We start from the raw sequence: 19,184 nt of genomic DNA, 5'->3' as shown, positions 1-19,184 counted from the left end.
TCGCTGAGGGGATTATTCCGCCTCTTTCCTCGGGCTGACCCACCAACAATAGACCGCCCCCATTGCCAGCAGCACGCAGGTGCCGAGGAAGACCGCGCGCATGCCGATATGGCCGCCGACGAAGCCGCCCATGACCGGGCCTGCCACCTGACCGACATATTGCGACGAGATCGAAAGGCCGAGAATGCTGCCGGCCGCCGCGTCCGGCACATTATGGCGGATGACGGCGGTGATGCAGGGCAGCAGTCCACCGAGCGCGATACCCATCAGGAAACGCAACGCGATCAATTGCCAGGCTGAGGTCACGAAAGCCTGCGGGATCAACAGCAGCGCCGCGACCGCCAGAGCCGCCATGATGACAGTCCAATGGCCGATACGGTCGGCGAGCTTGCCGAGCCAAGAGGCCGACAGGATGCTGCCGAGAGCCGCCGCAGCCATGACCACGCCCGAAACCATCGTGACATGCGCGTTCTCGACGAACTGGGCGACATAGACGGTAATGATCGGTTCGATTGACATATTGGCGAGCATCAGCAGCAGTCCGATCGACAACATGGCGATCGCAGGTCGCTTGTCGGGGATGGAAGCCCAGCCGCCGCTCGCCTTTGCGGCTTTCTTGCGCGCCGGCGATTTCTCTTCCTTGATCAGGAAGGTCGTCGCCAGGAAGGTGAAGAAGATCACGCTGCCAGCCAGCAGAAAGGTGCCGCGAATGCCGATGATCGGCGGCAGGGCGCCACCGATCAGAGGTCCGACGAGATTGCCGGCCATGATGCCGGAGGACAGCGTGCCGAGCGCCCAGGCGGAGCGATGCTTCGGCGTCTGCGTCGCCACCAGAACCATCGAGCCCGAGGCATAGCCGCCGGCAAGGCCCGTGAACAGGCGCAGTGCCACCAATTGCCAGACGCTGCCCGCCATGCCCATCAGCGAAATCGCCACCGTCATGCCGAGGCTGGCGCGCACCAGCATCAGCTTGCGGCCATAGATATCGCCGAGCCGACCCCAGAGCGGCGCGACGAAGGCGGCGGCAAAGAAGGTGGCACCATAGGCGATGCCCGACCATTGCACGATCGCCGCCTTGTCGGTGACGCCGAGTTCCTCGACATAAAGCGGCAGGAAGGGAAGCAGCAGCGTCATCGCCACGATGGTGGTGAAGGAGCCGACGAGGCAGATGATCAGATTCCGCATCCAGTAGGCGGTTTCCGGTTCAGCCGGTGCGGCTGCCTCCCATCTCGTCTCAGTCATTTTCTGGCCTTTGCATTCAGCGTATACAGTAATTCCTGGCTGCCCGACGCCAGGATATGCCCCTTCGCCGCGGCAAGCAGGTCCGCGCGGGTGAAGAGATCGGGAAGATTGAGCCGGTCGACATCGAGCGCATAGACGGTGACATGATAACCGTGGACACGCTCGTCGTTCCAGGGCGGGCACGCGCCCATATAGCCCCCATGCGGCCCATTCTTCAAGGAGCCGTCGCCTGTGCCGTTCTGTCCGCGCCGGCCGTGGTCCGTGCGTTCGAGCGGCAACCCGGCCGCCGGTGAATTGTCGCCATCGGCGCCTTCGGGAAGGCTGGTGAGAGAGGCCGGTATATCGGCGAGCACCCAATGGACGAATTCGATCCGCTTGAAGTTCTTCGGGATGCTCTTGTCGTCCTTGTTGAACAACGAGAAATCGCTGGGCACATCGGGGTCTACCATGGTCAGCGCATAGGAGCGCGTGCCCTTCGGCCCTTTCGACCAGGACAAAGCGACGCTCTTGTTCGGCCCCGGCGCCGACTTGCTGTTTGGGGTTGCGATACACGAGGCGTTTTCCGGCAGCAGCATGCGGCCATCGCTCTTTTCAAACTTGACCTTGAGATCGGCGGCAAAAGCCGGCAAGCCGGTGGTGATTGCCGCTGCGATAGCGATTGCGCCGAGGAGATGGGGAGTATGTCGCATGGTTTTGCCCTTTCGCGTTTCAGCCCTTTCGAGCTTTCATGGGGCAGGGTCTAACAGATCGTTCCGGCACGCCTGCGTACGTAAACGCTCAAAGTGAAGCCGGAAACGCTCAAGTGCCGCGCAGCCGTTCGGCGAAGCGGCGAGGGGAGCGATAGCCGGTGGCAAGGGCTGCCTCGCGTAGCGACAGTCCGTCTTCGGTCAATAATGTCGTCGCAAGCGCCACGCGTTCGCTTGCCAGCACGTCGCGCAGCGAGGAACCTTCCCGCGATAGACGCCGGCGCAGGGTCGCATTGCTGGTGCCGAGTTCGACAGCGATGAGGTCGGCTGTCCAGGCGCGGTCCGGCTGCCAGCGCACCAGCGCACGTACGGCCTCCGCCGTCGTTTCAGGCGATGCGGGCAGGGCGCCGCGCATGCCGAGCACCATCAGCACCTCCATCAAGCGATGCTCGATCAGTTCCGCCGGCAGCTGACCGGAGGCAATGCCGTCGCCGGCATGATGGATGGCTGCGGCTAGCACCGGATCGAGCGGCAGGTCGATCTGCGAGGCCGTGCGCGCAGGCGGAAATGCCCTGACGGCGCGGCGTACGAGTTCATCGGGAAAGCTGATGAAGATGGCGCGATAGATGCCGCTCTGCGGATCAGGATCGTTGACGACATCGCCGCGCCAGCCGGCGGGAAGCACCAGCACCGTACCGGCCGGAAAGCGCTGATGCCGCCCCATGCTCAACACCTCCTTGTAGCCCTCGACGAGAACGACGATCGAGACATGGGCAAAGGCCGAGCCGGCGATCCGCTCGCGCTGCCGGGTGACGAAGGTGAAGAGCGTGGAATAGCTTTTGCCATCAGCCGGCATGACGGCCGGCCGATTGTCTTTCCTCGCCAGCCGGCGCAGCTTCTCCAATATTTGATGGGCCTCGGGCATGGCGGCAGCGTCCTGCTGGTGTCGATGAGGACGATAGTCTGGACCACGTCACTGGCGATGCCAAGCCCGCAAAGTGCCTTGTCGGTTCTCTCGGTTCCAGGTGATTCAGTTCGCGGCAACCGCTGCCATAGCTGCTTCCAGCGCGACAAGCGGACCGGTCATCGGCTGGGCAGCGCTTCCGGTCAGCAGCCGGAGCGCTCCGGTCATCGACGCCTGTGCGAAGGCGACCGTCTTCGCCCCCTCGCGCTGTGCTATGTCGACCGCCTCGGCGATCGACATTAGATAGGCATCCTGTTCGCCGGCCCGGAACAGAGCCCAGGCGCCTTCGATCAACCGCACGTCGATGTCGGCACCGCTTGCCTTTGCGGCATCTTCGAATAGTCGGGTGGTGGGATCGATGGTCGTTCCGACGGTGCAGAGGACGACAACCTTGCCGCCCGCCTTCACCGCTCTTTCCGCCAACACGCCATCAGCCCTTATAACAGGGACCGCGGACCGGTCGGCGGCCAGCAATGCCGCCGGGCCAAGGGTGGAGCAGTTGAGCACAACGGCATCGGCCTCCTGCGCGAGGTGCAAGAGGACGTCCGCCGTCTCCGCCGTGATATCAGCTGTCAGCCCTCCCAGCCGCTCGGCGGTCAGGAGAAGGTCGGCGCGGACATGATGATGAAGGGCGCCAGCCGGAAGGCCAAGCTCCCTTGCTGCGTCCTCATAGATGGGGATGTTGCTTTCGGCAGTGTGCAGGCAGATGATTGTCACGAACCTGGTCTCGCTGAGGCCACCCGACAGGGTAGCGGTTCACCGAACCTAGCCTCTGACGATCTGATTGTCGACGCGTGCGATGCCGCAGATCGTGGCCGCGATTTTGCCGGCGCGGTCGATCTCTTCTTCGGTTGCAAGCCAGCCGCTAAGGACGATTTTGGGACCGTCCGCAGTCACGAAAACATCCGGGCCGTCGATATCTTCGGCGATGGCCAGCGCGTTTTCCACCGCGAATTCGAGGTCGATCGTTTCAGGCGCATTGGCGCGGGGCATTTTGGCAGAGAATGAGGGTGTCATGGGGTCTGATTTCCTCAGCTAGTGGTTGTCTTTCGCGTTTTATCCGCGGAGATCGCCATCGCGGCGCCTAAGCTGCTGTCAAGCAGCTCGTCTGGAATTTGCGGTCCGTATCGTCCCTTGTGGAGCTTCAAGGCTTGCCTATAGGCTTCGATAAACAGATTGATCTTGGTCCAGTTTTCCTGCGCCATATGCGTCGGCCAGAACAGAAAGGCACCCGCCGCGGAGGTCGTCAATTCGCCGAGGCGGCCGGCTGGAATCTTGAAGCTGCCCTCGGGCATCTTCGCCCGGACACCGAAATCGTCGATCAGCCACTCATCGTTTTCAAAGAGAGGCGCCCTATCATCCAGCAGGGATGTGTCCCTGATATGGCGGGACGAACGGCTTTCGAAGAATGGAATGAGGCCAACCGGGCCGTCATTGCTGCTGGTCTCGCTGGCAGTATCGGCGGGCATCATCAATCCTTCCGGCATAGTTGATGGCCTCGGAACTCAGCGCGGCGATTGTCGCCGTCTCCCGGACCGGCGCACGGTTTCGCGCGCGCCATCGTCTAAACAGAGGCCCTGAATGCTATTGCTGCGCGCGATTGCTGCGACGGCGCGATCTAGTCGGCTTTTGCCGCCGTGGTGATCGGCTCTATATCGATTTCCTGCGTCACCCGTTCCTGGGCGACTTCGTCGTTGCGCATCCGATATTGCGGGGAATTGTCCCTCGCTGGAAGATAGGCCGTGATCCGGTAAACCTCCGCCGCCTTCGGGGAAAGGCCTTTCAGGCTCTTCAGTCGAACGGTCTGGCCGATGGGGAAACGGTGGATGGCCACGGTGCGCTACGTCTTTCCGGCCCTGTCTGTTGCAACGGCCCTGTTATCACGGCGCTTTCGCGCAAATGTCGTCTATCGGGAAATGCATGTCCGGCAAGACGGCCAAGATGCCGCTTGCCGAACATTTCGGCTTGGTTGTCAACGGAGTGATCGCGGGCTGCCAGTACATCCGTGGTCAGCGCCGTATTCCGTTCCAATCATGCCAATCTGAGCTTAGAGATCGAGCTACGGCCCATGCCGTCCTGCTCGATTTCGAAGATCAGCTTCTGACCCTTTTTGAGCGTCTCCAAGCCGGATTTAGCCACTATTTTCGCGTGAACGAAAATAGCGACGCTACCGTCGGTCGGCTGAATGAAGCCGTAGCCCTTTTCCAGGTCGAAATTCTTGACGATGCCATTGAACATGCTGTCTCCTTGGGCTTGGCATGGTCCATGCCGGCAGTCATGCCTTGCATATTCAGGACCATACGGTTGAGGAGATCGGCGGGTCGAGAACTCTGACGCCGCGATAAGCCAAACTGCCCAAGACGATAGAAAGACAACTACAAGCTGATTAAGGTTTAATTAAGACCAGTCTTGGGCGAGAAGGCGATTAGGCCGTTCGGCACGCAATTTAGGTGATGAGCAATACAAGCGGTATCTGGTTGAAAGACGGGTAAATTTTCCTCCAGCCCACGATTTTTTGGCATGTCGCCGGTTGCCCTTCCCATCGTCCCCTCCTATGTTCCGGGTCACCTGCCGACGCAATCAATTGCCAAGAGGAGATATGACCATGGCTTTCGAATTGCCTGAACTTCCCTACGATTACGATGCTCTTTCCCCCTTCATGTCGCGTGAGACTCTTGAGTATCACCATGACAAGCATCACAAGGCCTATGTCGACAACGGCAACAAGCTCGCTGCTGAAGCAGGCCTTTCCGATCTGTCTCTCGAAGAGATCGTGAAGAAGTCTTTCGGCACCAATGCCGGCCTCTTCAACAATGCTGCCCAGCATTACAACCACGTCCATTTCTGGAAGTGGATGAAGAAGGGCGGCGGCGGCAACAAGCTGCCGGGCAAGCTCGAAGCTGCTTTCGCGTCCGATCTCGGCGGCTATGACAAGTTCAAGGCCGATTTCGCCGCTGCCGGCGCTACCCAGTTCGGCTCCGGCTGGGCCTGGGTTTCCGTCAAGAACGGCAAGCTCGAAATCTCCAAGACCCCGAACGGCGAAAACCCGCTGGTTCATGGCGCCACCCCGATCCTCGGCGTCGACGTCTGGGAACACTCCTATTACATCGACTACCGCAACCTGCGCCCGAAATACCTCGAGGCCTTCATCGATAGCCTGATCAACTGGGACTACGTCCTGGAGCGCTACGAAGCTGCCACGAAGTAAGCTTTGCCGTTTCGGCTTGCTTTTACACCCGGCGCTGTCAAAGCGTCGGGTGTTTTCGTATCTATTGTCCGATGATTAACCCGTCAGCCCAGGGAGGCTGCGCTGCATGCCGTCTTCGTCCGCTCTGCTCTTCCGTTTCGGCGTCGTCGCCGATCCGCAATATGCCGCTCTCGAGCCCAATCTCGAGCTCGATCGTTATCCGGCGAAGAGCCTTGCCAAACTGAAGGAGGCTATTGCGGAATTCAACCGTCACGACCTCGCCTTCGTTGTGACGCTGGGGGATATCATCGACCGTCATTGGGGAAGTTTCGATGACATCCTGCCGGTCTACGAGACCCTGCGGCATCAGCGTTATTTCCTGCTCGGCAATCACGATTTTGCGGTCGCGCCAGAGCATCTGACGAAGGTTGCGAACCGCGTCGGGCTGTCGTCGGCCTATTACGACTTCGTCCATGCCGGCTATCGTTTCATCGCGCTTGACGGCAACGAGGTCAGCCTGTTTACGCCCCCAGAGGGCGACCCGCGTCGCGATGAAGCCAAGGCTTTGATGAGGGCGCTCAATGACGCCGGCGCGCCCAATTCGCACCGTTGGAATGGCGCCATCAGCGACACGCAATATGCCTGGCTCGCCGCCAAGCTGAATGAAGCGAAAGCCGCGGGTGAGAAAGTCGTGGTCATGAACCACTATCCGGTTTTCCCGGAGAATTCGCACAACGCGCTCGACAGCGAGCGCCTGCTGGCCTTGCTCTCCGAACATGATCACGTTGTCGCCTATCTCAACGGCCACAACCACGCCGGCAATTTCGGCACTACCGATGGAACTTACTTCATCAATTTCAAAGGCATGGTCGATACCGAGGACAGCAATGCCTATGCGCTCGTCGCGGTCTACGAGGATCGGCTGGAGATTGCCGGTTTCGGGCGAGAGGAGAGCAGGGTTCTGATACTTTAGCGATCTGTATCAGTACATCACGACGCAAGCCTTCTTGATGACTTGTAATATTGCATATGATATCATGCGTTCATGAGGCTGATATTGGATACCGCAATCATGGTGGCGGCTATTCGCAGTGACGCAGGAGCGTCTCGGCGATTACTGATAGCGGCGTTGGAACGGCGCTTCGTCCTTTTGGCATCAGTTCCACTCGTAATCGAGTATGAGGCCGTGATGACAAGAGCGGAGCATTTGAAAATATCCGGCCTCTCCATCGCCGATGTGAATACATTGCTGGATGCCGTTACGGAGGCAGCTACGCCGGTTCACTTGGCATTTCTATGGCGGCCTGTGCTGAATGACCCCAACGACGACATGGTGTTGGAAGCAGCCGTCAACGGTCGAGCCCACGCTATCGTAACATTTAATCTCAGGGACTTCGGCAAGCACCCGGAACGTTTCGGTGTTGACGTTATTTCTCCGGGCGGCGCGCTGAAACGATTGGAGAATACGAGATGAGAAAAAGCAACTTTGCACTACGGCTGCAAAACTCGCTTCTGGATGAAGCCCGCAAGGTCGCGGAGCAGGAAGGTGTGGCGCTCAATCAATTCATCAATACAGCTGTGGCGGAAAAGCTCTCCGCTTTGAGAACAGCAAGTTACTTCCAGGAACGGGCGTCGCGTGCTGATGTCGGCAAGGCAATTGAAATCCTCAATCGCTCCGGTATAGGCAATCCGCCTGATCAAGGCGATGAATTGGAGAACTAGTCGTTCAGACTGAGGGTGGTGGCAGATATTATTCCGCCGCCACCCGCATCTCCGCCACGTCCCGCTTCGGCGCCGCGCCGAACATGCGGCTGTATTCGCGGCTGAACTGCGAGGCGCTTTCATAGCCGACCCGATAGGCGGCATTTTCCACATTGGCACTGCCGGCAACCATCAGGCGGCGGGCTTCGAGCAGCCGCATCTGCTTCTGATATTGCAGCGGTGTCATCGAAGTCAGCGTCTTGAAATGCTGATGGAACGAAGAGGGGCTCATGCGCGCGGCGGCGGCAAGCTGCTCGATGCGTACCGGCTCGGCGAAATTGTCGCGCAGCAGGCGGATGGCGTCGGCAATACGGCGCGTCTGGCTGTCCGGAAGCACCAGCTTGCAGACCTCGCCGCCATTGGGACCGGTGAGCAGCCAGAAACACATTTCCCGCATGATCGCCGGATGGAGCACCGGGATTGCCCCCGGGGTTGCGAGCAGGCCGGTCAATCGCACCAGGCAATCGGCCAGCGGCTGGCTGAGGTTCTCGACGAAGATGCCGAGACCGGCACCGCCCGTCGGCTTCGGTGGCGCATCGAGTTGCTCCATCACTTCGCGCATCATGCCGACATCGAATTCGAGCGAGATGGCGATGTAGGGCTTTTCTGGGCTTGCCGTGATCACCCGGCCGGCGGCGGGCAGCTCGATGCTGATGATGAGGGCTTGCATCTCGGCATAGTCGATCACCCGGTCGTGTAGCATCAATTGCTTCGCGCCCTGGACGATGACGCAGAGCGCCGGCCTGTAGATCATCTTATGTGGCATCTTCGGCTCGCTCGAGCGCATGACGCAAAAGCCATCGATGCCGGTCGAAAAGACCCCGTTGTCGCCGCCATCACTTCTTTCGATGAAGTGTATGAGCGCATCTTTAAGGGCTGACGACATCGGCGGTCTCCAGGGCAGGGGGCGAATGCCATCATCATAGCAGCGTGGTGCCGGCCGGCAAGGCGGTTGGAGGAATAGGCAAGAAATTCGAGAGTTCCGGCATTCAAGGAGATGGGGCAACGAGCGTAGGTTTACGCCATCAAGCATTCCCTGGAGAGCGACAATGACAACCGAAAATATCGATAAATCAAAGACAAAGATCGCAATCATCACAGGCGGCAGCCGTGGTCTCGGCCGAAACACGGCCGTCCATCTCGCCCAGCGCGGTGTCGACAGTATCATCAGCTACAACTCAAATCGGGCAGAAGCGGAAAGTGCCGTCGCCGAGATTAAGGCGCTCGGACAGAAGGCCGTGGCGTTGCAACTCGATGCCGGTGACGTCAGCTCCTTTGATACGTTCGTCTCCGAGGTTGGACGGGTTTTGCGACAGGAATGGGATCGCGATCGTTTCGATTTTCTCGTCAACAATGCCGGCACGTCCTACCACGCCTCCTTCGCGGAAACGACGGAAGCCGAGCTCGACAAGCTCTACAACGTCCATTTCAAGGGCGTCTATTTTCTGACGCAGAAGCTGCTGCCCGTGATTGCGGATGGCGGCCGCATCGTCAACATTTCCTCCGGCCTTGCCCGTTTCAGCAACCCGGGATCGTCGGCCTATGCGGCGATGAAGGGCGCGGTCGAGGTTCTCTCACGGTATCTCGCCAAGGAACTGGGCGCGCGGGGCATCGCCGTCAACACCGTTGCGCCGGGCGCTATCGCGACCGATTTCAGCGGCGGCATGGTGCGCGACAATCCCGAGGTCAACAAGCTCGTCGCCTCGATGACGGCGCTCGGTCGCGTTGGCCTGCCCGATGATATCGGCCCGATGATCGCTTCGCTGCTGTCGGAGGACAATCGTTGGATCAATGGCCAGCGCATCGAAGTGTCCGGCGGCATGATGCTCTAGATAGGCGGGCGACGATCCAGCCGCCGGCGCCGTCAACCGCGGGCGACTTGGGCATTCACCTGCCACCCGCTCACCCAGATCTGCCGCAACCGATCTCCTTCACCCTTGAACGATAGCCCCGTCGCCTCGCAACCTTCGATCCGGTCGCTGCGGAAATTGCGGATGGCCTGGCGCAGTTCGCACCAGGCGACGATGTTGGCGGTTTCGGCGTAGTAGATGAGGGCGATCGGGCGGATGATGCGCTCGGTGGCGCGGCCGAGTTCGTCGCGGTAGGAGAGATCAAGCTTCTCCTCGTCGCGGATGGCGCGGCGCACCAGCGCCAGATCGATGGCGCCGGCCAAGGGTGCGGCGAAGCCCCAGGCGTGCAGCGCATTGGCCTCGAATGTCTGGCGAAGCGGCGGTGGCACCGCACCGGCGATCTTGGCGCTGACGCGCTTGGCGGCGAGCTTCAGCTCGTCGTCCCCGGTGCGCTCCAGTAGTGCCAGCGACAGCACGATCGCCTCCATCTCCTCGATCGAAAACATCAGCGGCGGGAGGTCGAAGCCGGGGCGCATGATATAGCCGATGCCGCGCCCGCCCTCGATCGGCACGCGCATCGCCTGCAGCGCGACGATATCGCGATAGACCGAGCGCACCGTCACCTCCAGCCGCTCGGCGATGACGGCCGCCGTTATAGGCTTTTTCGCCAGCCGCAGGATCTGGATGATCTCGAACAGGCGCGACGCCTTGCGCATTTCATCCTCCCGGCTTGAAGGCTCCTGACAATACCCTGTCAGTTGGGTTGAACTACAAGACTGCCTATCGATTTGAAAATCAACAAATTCCCCTGCGGCTCACCCGCAGGAGACGATAGGCAACTGACATGGGATACACCGAAAACCTCTGGCTCTTCTTTCTCCTCCTCTTCGGCATCATCATCGTTCCGGGCATGGACATGCTCTTCGTGCTCGCCAATTCGCTGACCGGCGGGCGCAACAGGGGTTTGGCCGCGACGGGCGGCATCATGCTGGGTGGCGTGGTGCATTCGCTGAACGGCGCGCTCGGCGTCGGCCTGCTGATGCATTTCGTGCCGGTTCTCTTCAATCCGTTGCTTTTTGCCGGCGCCGGCTACATGGCCTTTATCGGGATCACGCTGATGCGCAGCTCGATCACCGTCGGTCATGAGGGGCCGACCAGCAGCCGCTCCGCCTGGAAGGCCTTTCGCCAGGGCGCTGTCACCTGCCTGATCAACCCCAAGGCCTATCTCTTCATTCTCGCCGTCTATCCGCAGTTTCTGAAGCCGGACTATGGCCCGATCTGGATACAAGCGACCATCATGGGATTGATGACCGTTGCCACGCAATTCTTCATCTATGGCGGGCTCGCCGTCACCGCCGGCCGCAGCCGCGATCTATTGATCGCCAATCCCGAGGCGACCGCCTTTGCCGGGCGTGCCGCCGGGTTGCTCCTGTTCGCGGTCTCGGTCTTCACCGTCTGGGAGGGCTGGAGGGTGGCGTAGGTACCCGCATATGTCTCGAATATGACGCTGATTTTGCTCAGCTCTCACCATTTTGTGACTTCATCGCCAGCGCGGAAAACGGCAAACATGCTAGCGTGACGACGCGCCGACCGCATTCGCGGTCCTGATCACATCCGCAGAGGTAGGAGAAGCATATGAAATGGAGAGCGATTGTGGTGGCGACGGCTCTGGCCGGCGTTGCCTTTGGTTCGGTTCTGGCGGCCGATGGCGGCACGCATGATGCCCGTATTGCGTTGATGAAGAAGATCGGCGGCGCGACCGGCGCTCTCGGCGCCATCGCCAAGGGCGACAAGCCCTACGACGCCGAAATCGTCAAAGCTTCTCTGACGACGATCGCCGAAACGGCCAAGGCTTTCCCGGATCAGTTCAACCCCGACAGCGACAAGGCCGATGCCGAGGTCAATCCGAAGATCTGGGATAACCTCGACGACTTCAAGGGCAAGGCCGCCAAGCTGTCCACCGATGCCGAGACAGCGCTTGCACAGCTCCCGGCCGATCAGGCCGGTGTCGGTGCAACGCTGAAGACCCTGGGCGGCAGCTGCGGCGCCTGTCATCAGGCCTACCGCATCAAGAAGGACTAGCGGTAGGCCGGCATCGTCCGGACATCAGGTTAAACATCCGCGCCGGCTTTGTCGCCGGTGCGGATTTCGGTATTTCATGATGCAGGTTGAGTGGAGGGGGTGAGGCATGATTGCGCGATTTGTCCGGTGGCTGCTCTGTCTTGTCGGCCTCGTCATCATCGGCCTCAGTGCCTTCTATGTCGTCACCGCGCCGTCGCCCTTGCCGGCAAGCCATTGGGCAAATCTCGGCGATCCCGATATCAAGAATGGCGAGATGGTGTTCTGGGCGGCCGGCTGCACGAGCTGTCACGCAGCCTCCGGCGCTGAGGGCGATGCCAAGCTGGTGCTGTCCGGCGGGCTGGCGCTGGCCAGCCCCTTCGGTACCTTCCATGTCCCGAATATCTCGCCCGATGAAAAGGCCGGTCTCGGCAACTGGACGCTTGCCGATTTCGGCAACGCCATGAAGCGCGGCGTCGGTAAAAACGGCGAACATCTCTATCCGTCCTTCCCCTACGGTTCCTATGCGCGCATGAGTGACAAGGACGTCAACGACCTCTGGGGCTTCCTGAAGACCCTGCCGAAGAGCGACAATGTCGCCTCGCCGCATGAGCTGCCATTCCCGTTCAATATCAGGCTGGCGCTTGGCGGCTGGAAATTCCTCTATTTCAACGATCAGCCGCGCGTCGTCCTCGCCAATGCCGACGACAAGATCAGGCGCGGCCAATATCTGGTCGAAGGCCCCGGTCATTGCGGCGAGTGTCACACCCCGCGCGACGGGCTCGGCGGCTTCCTGAAAGACCAGTGGCTCGCCGGCGCTCCGAACCCGGAGGGCAAGGGCAACATTCCCGACATTACCCCCGGCTCGAAGGCGATCGGCAGCTGGATCGCCGGCGATATCGCCACCTATCTGGAAACCGGCTTCACGCCTGACTATGATTCCGCCGGCGGCTCGATGGCCGAAGTGCAGCAGAACATCGCGCATCTCCCGGCCACTGACCGCGAGGCGATCGCGGCCTATCTGAAGGCGCTGCCGGCGCGGTAGAGAGAGGGCGGTTTGCCTGCTCTCTCAGCGTCGCGTTGCTAGATAGAGATGGGTTTCATAACGAAGCTCGAACTCTCCGCCATGCGCGACGATCGCCTCTGTAATCGCTCCCAGCAGCGTCTCTCTTTGCCCATCGGCCAAGAGGCGATGGCCTGAGAGCGTGCGGAGCAGATCGGTATAGCTCGCTGCGCTATGCATCCGGCTCCAGGGATGGCAGCGGTGCTTTACCGGCCCGAAATGATCGGACTCTTCGAGCAATGCCGCGAAGGGGCCATCCGGCAAATACCAGGCTTCCGCCGGCGGGCCGGAGAGGGATGGTGCGTATTGCGAATAGATGTGGGCAAACTCCGGACCGAGCGGTGAAGCCGGCGGCAGCGGCACGTTACCGAAAACGGCAAGCGTTCCATCCGGCGTCAGCTGGGCGGCTGTCTTGGCAAAGCGGACCTCCGGCGCAACCCAGTGAAAGGACTGAGCGGCGAGCGCCAGCTTGAAGCTTGACGCTTCACCCGGCCAAGCCTCGAAGGTCGATGTCGTGAAGTGGATATTGGAAAAATCCGCCAGATTTTCCCGCGCGATGCCGATCAGGTCCGAACCGGGATCCAGCGCGAGGACCGAAAAGCCGCGGCGTGCAAAGCCTTGTGTCGCTTGTCCCGTGCCGCAGCCGATCTCGAGGATCTGATCCGTAGCAGCTAAACCGGCGAAGGCGACGATGTCATCGAAGAGCGGCTCGGGATAAACGGGGCGGGCGCCGCCATAAAGGGCTGCCACGCCGTCGAAAGTAAACCGCTGTTCCAAGGGGGTATCCTCAGTTGAGAAATCGCGGATGCGTAGCCATTTTTCTAGCGCATTTGCGGTGAACTTTACAGCTCCGTGAGCTTGGGATGCAGCAACGGGAGAGGGTGGCCGTGGACATAGCGGTGAAGCATAAGGTTCCTTATTTCAGCCAATGGGAAACGCCTGACATGACGCTGGCCGTGGTGGCGGAGGGCGCGCAGGCAGCCTTGCTGAAAGATCCGCTCTGGGCGTCTTCGGGAGCCCGCACGGTCGAGGACTATGCCCGTTGGGCCGGCAATCTTTGCGGCATGGCCTGCCTGAAGATGGTTCTGGCCGCTCGCACCGGCCTGACGGTGCCGATCATGGATCTGGCCATGGGATGCAAGGACTATGGCGGTTATGTCGAGGAGACCGACGGCAGGATCAAAGGGCTGATCTATGCGCCTTTCGTTCCCTTCGTCAAAGACCAGTTCGGCTTGAACGCCAGGGTCGTCACGGGGATTTCGGTCGCAGATATCGGCGAGATTCTGACGCAATCCGAATTCTTCATCGCGTCCGTGCACCATTCCATCCGCTGGTCGGATACCGAGCCGCCATCAAAGGGTGGACATCTCGTTCTGGTGACGGCGGTCAACGCGGGCTCGGTGCGGTTTCACAATCCCTCCGGGCAAGAAGTTGTTACGCGCGAAAATGTGGAGCTACCGCTGGAGATATTCGGCCGATTTTTCGCTGGGCGCGGGATCACCATCGATCGCTGACGATAGGAAGGTCAACGGCGATCCCGGGTAAAGGCCGATATCAGGCCAGCGCCTGGAGATAGCGCATGCCGGTGACCGGACGTGGCTTGAAATCCATATTTTCGTAGAAACGATGCGCCTGGACATTGCCGGTTGCCGCGCCGACGGAGAGGAAGCTGCAGCCGGCCTTGCGGGCGACGTCGCGGGCGCGGTCGACCAGATGCTGGCCGATGCCGTGGCCGCGATGGCCGTCCCGCACGAAGAGATGATGCAGGTCCATGCCGCGCTGGCCTTCCTGCGCCTTGTAGAGCGGCACGAGAATGGCGTAGCCGATCAATCCGTCCTCGCCCTCAGCCACCAGCGCCGTGATCCATGGCAATGGGCCGAAGAGATCGCGCTCGAGCTGCTCGGGCGTTGCGTCGGAGGGGTCGCCATGATGGGCGGCGAGCAGCCGGATCATGTCGTTCAGTTCCGGCATGTCGCGCGGCTGCGCGCTGCGGATAGTCAGCACCGGCGGGCGGAGAAGGGAAATTTCGCTATCGTCTAGCATGGCATTTCGCGTCCTTGTTTCGAATGAGCCGTCAGGACGCTGCTGATACAACAAAGCCGCCTGACGGCGGCTTGTTGACAATATGATCTGTCCAGCCGCCCTTTACAGGTACAGCCAAAAATACGAGCAGGTGTGGAGCGCTTGCTTGATCATGAGCGCATCAATGATCCGGAATGGCGGATTTGTCAATGGGGGCCGTCCGCTGGCCCGGCCGGCCAATTCCTCAGTATCGAATTGCCGCAGGAGCACGTCAGTCTATCGCACCCGCGCCTCATCGAGAGAGGGTTTGCTCTTTCTGTCAAATATAGTATACCCCCCTATACTATAATTTGAGGTCGCCATGTCCCATACCGTTCGTGAGCAAGCCAAGCTTCTTTCGCGTGTCCGTCGCCTGAAGGGGCAGATGGAGGCGGTGGAGAGGGCATTGGAGGCCGAGCGGCCTTGTGGGGAGGTTCTGCAGCTTCTCGCTTCGATCCGGGGCGCTCTGACAGGGCTGACCGGCGAGATACTGAACGACCACCTGCATGAGCATGTGCTTCATGCCGAAAGCGAAAAGGACCGCCGTCAGGCGGTTGATGAAATATCCGATGTGCTGAAGACCTATCTGCGCTGAGCAGGGGCTTTGGAGCATTCAACAGGAGACGGATGTCATGAGTGGTTCTTCGGATGCGTTGACGCATAACCATGTGTTTCTGGGCGCCGATCATCAGCGCAACGAGCGCCGCGTCTGGCTGGTCATCGCGCTCACGACGGTGATGATGGTGGTCGAGATCGGTGCCGGCACGCTTTATGGCTCGATGGCGCTGACCGCCGATGGCTGGCACATGTCGACACATGCCAGCGCCATGCTGATTTCGGCGCTGGCCTATCTCTACGCCCGCCGTCACGCGCACAATGCGCGCTTCACCTTCGGCACCGGAAAACTCGGCGATCTCGCCGGCTTCGCCAGCGCCATCATCCTCGCGATGATCGCGGTGCTGATGGGCTGGGAAAGCCTTCTGCGATTGATGAGCCCGGTCGCGATCAATTTTCGCGAGGCGATCGCCATTGCGTCGGTCGGCCTCCTCGTCAACATCGTCAGCGCATGGCTGCTGCGCGACGATCATGACCATCACGGCCACAGCCATGGCCACGCGCATGGACATGATCATCATCACGACCACGATCATCGCCAGGGCGGCAAGGACAACAATCTGCGCTCGGCCTATGTGCATGTCATCGCCGACGCTATGACATCCGTTCTGGCGATTGTCGCGCTTCTACTCGGTAGCCGCTTCGGCTGGACCTTTCTCGATCCGCTGATGGGCATCGTCGGCGGTCTGGTGATCCTGCAATGGTCCCTGAGCCTGCTGCGTTCCTCAGGTTCGATTCTGCTCGACTTCATTCCGTCCGGCGAAGAGTTGCCGGACGAAATCCGGGAGGTGATCGAAACCGATGGCGACCGCATCACCGACCTGCATGTCTGGCAGGTCGGTCCCGGTCATCATGCGGCGATCGTTGCCGTGGCGACGCCGGAGCCGCGTGATCCCGCTTTCTACAAGGCGCGGCTGGCGGATCTGCATGAATTGTCGCATGTCACCGTTGAAGTCACGGTCGAAAAGGCGGCATAAGGCGGGTTAAAGGAAGGGTGTGCCAGAGGCTTGCCATATTCCTCGCTTAGCTCTGAATCCGCCTGATTCCGCTGGAGGTTTCCGTATGCCCACATTGCTTACCCGCCGCCGCCTCTTGGCAGGCTCGGCGCTGCTCCTTCCCGCCCTGACATTTGGCCCGCAAGCCCTGTTTGCGCAGGATGCCAACGCCAACAAAAGCCCGGACGCGACGGCGCCAGCGCCGGGCGCCTCCGATACGCCGGACAATTCCGCGGTGCCTGACGACGACGATGGAATGGACGGCATCCAGGGGGCGGATAATTCCCAGGCGACGGAAGATGCCGATAAGCAGCTGGCGGACCTGGAAAAGAGGACCGGCGGCCGCCTTGGTGTTTCTGTGCTGGATACGGAAACCAATATTTCGCTCGGCTATCGCGAAGCGGAGCGCTTCGCCCTGTGCAGCAGCTACAAGGCGCTTGCCGCCGGCTTCGTGCTCGCCCGCGTCGATCAGGGCGTCGAGAAGCTCGACCGCCGCGTCACCTATGGCAAGGATGTCGTCGTCACCTATTCGCCGGAGACTGAAAAGCATGCCGGCACTGACGGCATGACGATTGCCGAGCTCTGCAACGCGGCCATCACGCTCAGCGACAACACCGCCGGCAATCTGCTGCTCGACAGCTTCGGCGGTCCGGCGGCGCTGACCGCGTGGCTGCGCACCACCGGCGACACTGAAACCCGACTCGACCGCAAGGAGCCAGACGTCAATCAGGCGATCAAGGACGATCCGCGCGATACGACGACGCCCGATTCCATGCTGGATACGATCGGGCTTCTGACGCTCGGCAACACGCTGTCGGAGACTTCCAGGGATCAATTGTCGAACTGGCTGGTCAACAACACCACCGGCAATGCCCGCCTGCGCGCCGGCCTGCCGAAAGAATGGAAGGTCGGCGACAAGACCGGCACCGGCGAGAACGGCTCCTATGCCGACGTTGCCGTTATCTGGCTTCCGGATCGCGGCCCCATCCTCGTTGTGACCTATGTCGGCGAGGCGACCGCGCCTGCAAAAGATATCGAAGCCGTCTTCGCCGAGGTCGGCAAGATCGTTGCGGGCATGGTGGGATGAAATAGTAGCGCTCTGAAATGCAATCGATAAATCAGGGCAGTACGGTCGCGATGTGAATCAGGATCGCATCGCCTTCATGTTGTTCGAGAAGTTCGAGCGCTAGTTTCCCTTATGTCCCGCAAAAGGTCTGCAGCACCCGTTCCGCCGGTCGTGGCGGCTCGGTATAGGGCGCAAAGGCCGGTTGGTCCTCATAGGGCTTGGTAAGCACGGTCAGCAGCGCCTCGAATAATGAAAAATCATCCTCCTCGACGGCAGCCGCGATCGCCTGTTCGATGCGATGGTTGCGGGGGATGAAGGCCGGGTTGACGCCCAACATCGCCTTTGCGCGCGCGGCTGGCGATTGCGATTCGCGGCCCAGCCGCTCGCGCCAGAGCGCGAGCCACGGCGCGACGGATTGCGGATCCTTGAAACTGGCGGCAAAGGCGACCTCGTCGTCGCTCGTGGCAAGCACACCAAGCCGCCGGAAGGTCAGGGTGAAATCCGACTCCTGCTCGTGCATCACTGCGAGCAGCGCCTGGATCAGATCGAGATCGCTGTCTTCCTCTGTTGTAAGGCCGATCTTGGCGCGCATGCCGGCAAGCCAATGGGTCTGGAAGCGCTCGCCATAGGCCTTGATCACCCCATTCGCAAGTTCGACGGCAGTATCGAGCATCGGATCGATCAGCGGCAGCAATGTTTCACCGAGCCGCGCGAGGTTCCATTGGCCGATGGCTGGTTGATTGGCATAGGCGTAGCGGCCCTGCCGGTCGATCGAGGAAAAGACGGTGGCAGGATCGTAGGTGTCCATGAAGGCGCAGGGGCCGAAGTCGATCGTCTCGCCGGATATGGTCATGTTGTCGGTGTTCATCACGCCATGGATGAAGCCCACATGTAGCCAGCGGGCGATCAAGGCGGCCTGCCGGTCGGCCACCGCTTCCAGCAGCGCGAGATAGCGGTTCTGGCGATCCTTGATCTCGGGATAGTGCCGGTCGACGACATGGTCGGCGAGGATACGCAGGCTGTCGGTATCGCCGCGGGCCGCGAAATACTGGAAGGTACCGACGCGGATATGGCTTGCAGCGACGCGGGTAAAGACCGCGCCGGGCAATGCCCCTTCACGATAGACCGGCTCGCCGGTGGTGACGGCTGCCAGTGCGCGAGTCGTCGGAATACCGAGTGCAAACATGGCCTCGCTGACGATATATTCACGCAGCACCGGCCCGAGCGCTGCCCGTCCGTCTCCGCGCCGCGAAAACGGCGTCGGTCCGGCCCCTTTGAGCTGGATGTCGCGGCGCTTGCCGTTACTGTCGATGACCTCGCCAAGCAGGATCGCACGGCCATCGCCGAGCTGCGGAACGAAACCGCCGAACTGGTGGCCGGCATAGGCCATGGCGATCGGCTGGGAGCCGGGCAAAAGCGCGTTGCCGGAGAAGATCGCCGCTCCATCCCGCTCCAGAACTTCGGCCTCCAGCCCCAACTCCGACGCCAGAGTCGTGTTGAACTTGATCAGCCGCGGTGCCGCAACCGGCGTCGGTGCCTTTTCCGCGAAGAACTGCGGCGGCAGGCGCGCGTAGCTGTTGTCGAACGGTATTGGCGGTGCTTCAAGCACTGCGTTGTCGTGAAGAGAAGAGCTCAT

Annotated in this window: 25 protein-coding genes; 12 read left to right on the top strand and 13 right to left on the bottom strand. The window is 60.9% G+C overall.

All coding sequences use genetic code 11. The features are described 5' to 3' along the window. Window positions 1–12 precede the first annotated feature (12 nt). The 8 genes from AC1RO0_RS19250 to AC1RO0_RS19215 form a co-directional block, all read right to left on the bottom strand. Window positions 13–1,242, bottom strand: a complete 1,230-nt coding sequence (locus AC1RO0_RS19250; RefSeq protein WP_498594410.1) for an MFS transporter — start codon at window positions 1,240–1,242, stop codon at window positions 13–15. Continuing rightward, window positions 1,239–1,931: a YbhB/YbcL family Raf kinase inhibitor-like protein gene (locus AC1RO0_RS19245; RefSeq protein ID WP_498594409.1), complete on the bottom strand. Its 693-nt coding sequence runs from the start codon at window positions 1,929–1,931 to the stop codon at window positions 1,239–1,241. Before AC1RO0_RS19245 ends, AC1RO0_RS19250 begins: the two co-directional genes overlap by 4 nt. Before the next feature lie 109 nt (window positions 1,932–2,040). After that, on the bottom strand, window positions 2,041–2,853 hold the full coding sequence (locus AC1RO0_RS19240; protein ID WP_498594408.1) for a helix-turn-helix domain-containing protein: 813 nt from the start codon (window positions 2,851–2,853) through the stop codon (window positions 2,041–2,043). Window positions 2,854–2,958: 105 nt separating this feature from the next. Next, complete coding sequence (locus tag AC1RO0_RS19235) at window positions 2,959–3,609, bottom strand: aspartate/glutamate racemase family protein (protein ID WP_498594407.1); 651 nt, start codon at window positions 3,607–3,609, stop codon at window positions 2,959–2,961. A 48-nt stretch (window positions 3,610–3,657) separates the two neighbouring features. Next, entirely contained in the window at window positions 3,658–3,909 is a 252-nt protein-coding gene (locus AC1RO0_RS19230; protein WP_498594406.1) for a BON domain-containing protein, read from the bottom strand. Between the two features lie 14 nt (window positions 3,910–3,923). After that, window positions 3,924–4,364: a hypothetical protein gene (locus AC1RO0_RS19225; RefSeq protein ID WP_498594405.1), complete on the bottom strand. Its 441-nt coding sequence runs from the start codon at window positions 4,362–4,364 to the stop codon at window positions 3,924–3,926. A 146-nt stretch (window positions 4,365–4,510) separates the two neighbouring features. Next, entirely contained in the window at window positions 4,511–4,726 is a 216-nt protein-coding gene (locus AC1RO0_RS19220; protein ID WP_498594404.1) for a hypothetical protein, read from the bottom strand. 197 nt (window positions 4,727–4,923) lie between these two features. Then, window positions 4,924–5,130 carry a cold-shock protein gene (locus AC1RO0_RS19215; protein ID WP_498594403.1) on the bottom strand — a complete coding sequence of 69 codons (207 nt, stop codon included), beginning with the start codon at window positions 5,128–5,130 and terminating at the stop codon, window positions 4,924–4,926. Window positions 5,131–5,497: 367 nt separating this feature from the next. Here AC1RO0_RS19215 and AC1RO0_RS19210 point away from each other — a divergent pair, with 367 nt between their 5' ends. The 4 genes from AC1RO0_RS19210 to AC1RO0_RS19195 all read left to right on the top strand — a co-directional run bounded on the left by AC1RO0_RS19210 (window position 5,498) and on the right by AC1RO0_RS19195 (window position 7,801). After that, window positions 5,498–6,100, top strand: coding sequence for a superoxide dismutase (locus AC1RO0_RS19210; RefSeq protein ID WP_007699507.1), 603 nt, complete (start codon window positions 5,498–5,500; stop codon window positions 6,098–6,100). Between the two features lie 106 nt (window positions 6,101–6,206). Then, on the top strand, window positions 6,207–7,052 hold the full coding sequence (locus tag AC1RO0_RS19205; RefSeq protein ID WP_498594402.1) for a metallophosphoesterase: 846 nt from the start codon (window positions 6,207–6,209) through the stop codon (window positions 7,050–7,052). An 84-nt stretch (window positions 7,053–7,136) separates the two neighbouring features. Next, window positions 7,137–7,553: a putative toxin-antitoxin system toxin component, PIN family gene (locus tag AC1RO0_RS19200; RefSeq protein ID WP_498594401.1), complete on the top strand. Its 417-nt coding sequence runs from the start codon at window positions 7,137–7,139 to the stop codon at window positions 7,551–7,553. Next, complete coding sequence (locus AC1RO0_RS19195; RefSeq protein ID WP_498594400.1) at window positions 7,550–7,801, top strand: toxin-antitoxin system HicB family antitoxin; 252 nt, start codon at window positions 7,550–7,552, stop codon at window positions 7,799–7,801. Before AC1RO0_RS19200 ends, AC1RO0_RS19195 begins: the two co-directional genes overlap by 4 nt. A gap of 28 nt (window positions 7,802–7,829) precedes the next feature. Here the strand turns inward: AC1RO0_RS19195 and AC1RO0_RS19190 are convergent, their stop codons facing one another. Next, window positions 7,830–8,726, bottom strand: coding sequence for an AraC family transcriptional regulator (locus AC1RO0_RS19190; RefSeq protein WP_498594399.1), 897 nt, complete (start codon window positions 8,724–8,726; stop codon window positions 7,830–7,832). A 163-nt stretch (window positions 8,727–8,889) separates the two neighbouring features. Between AC1RO0_RS19190 and AC1RO0_RS19185 the strand changes: the two genes are divergently transcribed. Beyond that, the gene (locus AC1RO0_RS19185; protein ID WP_498594398.1) at window positions 8,890–9,672 is read left to right on the top strand and encodes an SDR family NAD(P)-dependent oxidoreductase; all 783 of its coding nucleotides are present in this window, start codon (window positions 8,890–8,892) and stop codon (window positions 9,670–9,672) included. A gap of 32 nt (window positions 9,673–9,704) precedes the next feature. Here the strand turns inward: AC1RO0_RS19185 and AC1RO0_RS19180 are convergent, their stop codons facing one another. Then, window positions 9,705–10,406: a helix-turn-helix transcriptional regulator gene (locus AC1RO0_RS19180; RefSeq protein ID WP_498594397.1), complete on the bottom strand. Its 702-nt coding sequence runs from the start codon at window positions 10,404–10,406 to the stop codon at window positions 9,705–9,707. Between the two features lie 128 nt (window positions 10,407–10,534). Between AC1RO0_RS19180 and AC1RO0_RS19175 the strand changes: the two genes are divergently transcribed. The 3 genes from AC1RO0_RS19175 to AC1RO0_RS19165 all read left to right on the top strand — a co-directional run bounded on the left by AC1RO0_RS19175 (window position 10,535) and on the right by AC1RO0_RS19165 (window position 12,793). After that, complete coding sequence (locus tag AC1RO0_RS19175; RefSeq protein WP_498594396.1) at window positions 10,535–11,170, top strand: LysE family translocator; 636 nt, start codon at window positions 10,535–10,537, stop codon at window positions 11,168–11,170. 155 nt (window positions 11,171–11,325) lie between these two features. Next, window positions 11,326–11,772, top strand: coding sequence for a c-type cytochrome (locus tag AC1RO0_RS19170; RefSeq protein ID WP_498594395.1), 447 nt, complete (start codon window positions 11,326–11,328; stop codon window positions 11,770–11,772). Window positions 11,773–11,878: 106 nt separating this feature from the next. Further along, window positions 11,879–12,793: a c-type cytochrome gene (locus AC1RO0_RS19165; RefSeq protein WP_498594394.1), complete on the top strand. Its 915-nt coding sequence runs from the start codon at window positions 11,879–11,881 to the stop codon at window positions 12,791–12,793. Between the two features lie 24 nt (window positions 12,794–12,817). Here AC1RO0_RS19165 and AC1RO0_RS19160 read toward each other — a convergent pair whose 3' ends face one another. Next, complete coding sequence (locus tag AC1RO0_RS19160; RefSeq protein WP_498594393.1) at window positions 12,818–13,588, bottom strand: class I SAM-dependent methyltransferase; 771 nt, start codon at window positions 13,586–13,588, stop codon at window positions 12,818–12,820. Window positions 13,589–13,674: 86 nt separating this feature from the next. On the opposite strand from AC1RO0_RS19160, the gene AC1RO0_RS19155 reads away from it, so the two are divergent. Further along, window positions 13,675–14,325, top strand: coding sequence for a cysteine peptidase family C39 domain-containing protein (locus tag AC1RO0_RS19155; RefSeq protein ID WP_498594392.1), 651 nt, complete (start codon window positions 13,675–13,677; stop codon window positions 14,323–14,325). 40 nt (window positions 14,326–14,365) lie between these two features. Here AC1RO0_RS19155 and AC1RO0_RS19150 read toward each other — a convergent pair whose 3' ends face one another. After that, window positions 14,366–14,854 (bottom strand): GNAT family N-acetyltransferase, encoded by a 489-nt coding sequence (locus AC1RO0_RS19150; protein ID WP_498594391.1) that lies wholly within the window; start codon window positions 14,852–14,854, stop codon window positions 14,366–14,368. A gap of 340 nt (window positions 14,855–15,194) precedes the next feature. Here AC1RO0_RS19150 and dmeR point away from each other — a divergent pair, with 340 nt between their 5' ends. The 3 genes from dmeR (at window position 15,195) to bla (ending at window position 17,569) form a co-directional block, all read left to right on the top strand. After that, window positions 15,195–15,467 (top strand): Ni(II)/Co(II)-sensing transcriptional repressor DmeR, encoded by a 273-nt coding sequence (dmeR, locus tag AC1RO0_RS19145; RefSeq protein ID WP_498594390.1) that lies wholly within the window; start codon window positions 15,195–15,197, stop codon window positions 15,465–15,467. Window positions 15,468–15,504: 37 nt separating this feature from the next. Then, window positions 15,505–16,464, top strand: coding sequence for a CDF family Co(II)/Ni(II) efflux transporter DmeF (gene dmeF / locus AC1RO0_RS19140; protein WP_498594389.1), 960 nt, complete (start codon window positions 15,505–15,507; stop codon window positions 16,462–16,464). A gap of 85 nt (window positions 16,465–16,549) precedes the next feature. After that, the gene (gene bla, locus AC1RO0_RS19135) at window positions 16,550–17,569 is read left to right on the top strand and encodes a class A beta-lactamase (protein WP_498594388.1); all 1,020 of its coding nucleotides are present in this window, start codon (window positions 16,550–16,552) and stop codon (window positions 17,567–17,569) included. Between the two features lie 109 nt (window positions 17,570–17,678). Here the strand turns inward: bla and AC1RO0_RS19130 are convergent, their stop codons facing one another. Continuing rightward, window positions 17,679–19,184, bottom strand: coding sequence for a protein adenylyltransferase SelO (locus AC1RO0_RS19130; protein WP_498594387.1), 1,506 nt, complete (start codon window positions 19,182–19,184; stop codon window positions 17,679–17,681).

This window comes from Rhizobium sp. GW821-FHT14E12 (assembly GCF_058803745.1).
Note: the sequence above shows the minus strand (reverse complement) of the source record. Positions and strands in the feature narration are given on the sequence as shown.

What these genes read in the sequence shown, in the direction of transcription:
- AC1RO0_RS19130 (WP_498594387.1), bottom strand. Translation starts at nt 19,184, where the DNA reads ATGAGCTCTTCTCTTCACGACAACGCAGTGCTTGAAGCACCGCCAATA.
- AC1RO0_RS19215 (WP_498594403.1), bottom strand. Translation starts at nt 5,130, where the DNA reads ATGTTCAATGGCATCGTCAAGAATTTCGACCTGGAAAAGGGCTACGGC.
- AC1RO0_RS19165 (WP_498594394.1), top strand. Translation starts at nt 11,879, where the DNA reads ATGATTGCGCGATTTGTCCGGTGGCTGCTCTGTCTTGTCGGCCTCGTC.
- AC1RO0_RS19190 (WP_498594399.1), bottom strand. Translation starts at nt 8,726, where the DNA reads ATGTCGTCAGCCCTTAAAGATGCGCTCATACACTTCATCGAAAGAAGT.
- AC1RO0_RS19195 (WP_498594400.1), top strand. Translation starts at nt 7,550, where the DNA reads ATGAGAAAAAGCAACTTTGCACTACGGCTGCAAAACTCGCTTCTGGAT.
- AC1RO0_RS19170 (WP_498594395.1), top strand. Translation starts at nt 11,326, where the DNA reads ATGAAATGGAGAGCGATTGTGGTGGCGACGGCTCTGGCCGGCGTTGCC.
- AC1RO0_RS19210 (WP_007699507.1), top strand. Translation starts at nt 5,498, where the DNA reads ATGGCTTTCGAATTGCCTGAACTTCCCTACGATTACGATGCTCTTTCC.
- AC1RO0_RS19225 (WP_498594405.1), bottom strand. Translation starts at nt 4,364, where the DNA reads ATGATGCCCGCCGATACTGCCAGCGAGACCAGCAGCAATGACGGCCCG.
- AC1RO0_RS19180 (WP_498594397.1), bottom strand. Translation starts at nt 10,406, where the DNA reads ATGCGCAAGGCGTCGCGCCTGTTCGAGATCATCCAGATCCTGCGGCTG.
- AC1RO0_RS19240 (WP_498594408.1), bottom strand. Translation starts at nt 2,853, where the DNA reads ATGCCCGAGGCCCATCAAATATTGGAGAAGCTGCGCCGGCTGGCGAGG.
- AC1RO0_RS19185 (WP_498594398.1), top strand. Translation starts at nt 8,890, where the DNA reads ATGACAACCGAAAATATCGATAAATCAAAGACAAAGATCGCAATCATC.
- AC1RO0_RS19205 (WP_498594402.1), top strand. Translation starts at nt 6,207, where the DNA reads ATGCCGTCTTCGTCCGCTCTGCTCTTCCGTTTCGGCGTCGTCGCCGAT.
- AC1RO0_RS19230 (WP_498594406.1), bottom strand. Translation starts at nt 3,909, where the DNA reads ATGACACCCTCATTCTCTGCCAAAATGCCCCGCGCCAATGCGCCTGAA.
- AC1RO0_RS19155 (WP_498594392.1), top strand. Translation starts at nt 13,675, where the DNA reads ATGCAGCAACGGGAGAGGGTGGCCGTGGACATAGCGGTGAAGCATAAG.
- AC1RO0_RS19245 (WP_498594409.1), bottom strand. Translation starts at nt 1,931, where the DNA reads ATGCGACATACTCCCCATCTCCTCGGCGCAATCGCTATCGCAGCGGCA.
- AC1RO0_RS19150 (WP_498594391.1), bottom strand. Translation starts at nt 14,854, where the DNA reads ATGCTAGACGATAGCGAAATTTCCCTTCTCCGCCCGCCGGTGCTGACT.
- dmeR (WP_498594390.1), top strand. Translation starts at nt 15,195, where the DNA reads ATGTCCCATACCGTTCGTGAGCAAGCCAAGCTTCTTTCGCGTGTCCGT.
- dmeF (WP_498594389.1), top strand. Translation starts at nt 15,505, where the DNA reads ATGAGTGGTTCTTCGGATGCGTTGACGCATAACCATGTGTTTCTGGGC.
- AC1RO0_RS19175 (WP_498594396.1), top strand. Translation starts at nt 10,535, where the DNA reads ATGGGATACACCGAAAACCTCTGGCTCTTCTTTCTCCTCCTCTTCGGC.
- AC1RO0_RS19250 (WP_498594410.1), bottom strand. Translation starts at nt 1,242, where the DNA reads ATGACTGAGACGAGATGGGAGGCAGCCGCACCGGCTGAACCGGAAACC.
- bla (WP_498594388.1), top strand. Translation starts at nt 16,550, where the DNA reads ATGCCCACATTGCTTACCCGCCGCCGCCTCTTGGCAGGCTCGGCGCTG.